Source organism: Bartonella sp. CM86QHHN, assembly GCF_042194695.1.
Taxonomy (GTDB): Bacteria; Pseudomonadota; Alphaproteobacteria; order Rhizobiales; family Rhizobiaceae; genus Bartonella.
Genome location: NZ_JBHIND010000016.1, coordinates 1 through 1029 on the forward strand (window position 1 = coordinate 1; position 1029 = coordinate 1029).

At 47.0% G+C, this 1029-nt stretch carries 1 protein-coding gene; it reads right to left on the minus strand.

The features are described 5' to 3' along the window. Window positions 1-27: 27 nt before the first annotated feature. Window positions 28-888: a broad-spectrum class A beta-lactamase TEM-116 gene (locus ACFIKX_RS01375; RefSeq protein ID WP_000027050.1), complete on the minus strand. Its 861-nt coding sequence runs from the start codon at window positions 886-888 to the stop codon at window positions 28-30. Between the last annotated feature and the right edge of the window lie 141 nt (window positions 889-1029).

A 1029-nucleotide genomic window follows, 5' to 3' on the forward strand; every position in this document is an offset into this window, starting at 1 on the left:
AATTCTATGAGTAAATTGGTCTGACAGTTACCAATGCTTAATCAGTGAGGCACCTATCTCAGCGATCTGTCTATTTCGTTCATCCATAGTTGCCTGACTCCCCGTCGTGTAGATAACTACGATACGGGAGGGCTTACCATCTGGCCCCAGTGCTGCAATGATACCGCGAGACCCACGCTCACCGGCTCCAGATTTATCAGCAATAAACCAGCCAGCCGGAAGGGCCGAGCGCAGAAGTGGTCCTGCAACTTTATCCGCCTCCATCCAGTCTATTAATTGTTGCCGGGAAGCTAGAGTAAGTAGTTCGCCAGTTAATAGTTTGCGCAACGTTGTTGCCATTGCTACAGGCATCGTGGTGTCACGCTCGTCGTTTGGTATGGCTTCATTCAGCTCCGGTTCCCAACGATCAAGGCGAGTTACATGATCCCCCATGTTGTGCAAAAAAGCGGTTAGCTCCTTCGGTCCTCCGATCGTTGTCAGAAGTAAGTTGGCCGCAGTGTTATCACTCATGGTTATGGCAGCACTGCATAATTCTCTTACTGTCATGCCATCCGTAAGATGCTTTTCTGTGACTGGTGAGTACTCAACCAAGTCATTCTGAGAATAGTGTATGCGGCGACCGAGTTGCTCTTGCCCGGCGTCAATACGGGATAATACCGCGCCACATAGCAGAACTTTAAAAGTGCTCATCATTGGAAAACGTTCTTCGGGGCGAAAACTCTCAAGGATCTTACCGCTGTTGAGATCCAGTTCGATGTAACCCACTCGTGCACCCAACTGATCTTCAGCATCTTTTACTTTCACCAGCGTTTCTGGGTGAGCAAAAACAGGAAGGCAAAATGCCGCAAAAAAGGGAATAAGGGCGACACGGAAATGTTGAATACTCATACTCTTCCTTTTTCAATATTATTGAAGCATTTATCAGGGTTATTGTCTCATGAGCGGATACATATTTGAATGTATTTAGAAAAATAAACAAATAGGGGTTCCGCGCACATTTCCGAATTCCCCTTGATCAGAAGGGCTGAC

Excerpts from the sequence above, each read along its gene's own strand:
- ACFIKX_RS01375 (WP_000027050.1), bottom strand. The coding sequence starts at position 888 with ATGAGTATTCAACATTTCCGTGTCGCCCTTATTCCCTTTTTTGCGGCA.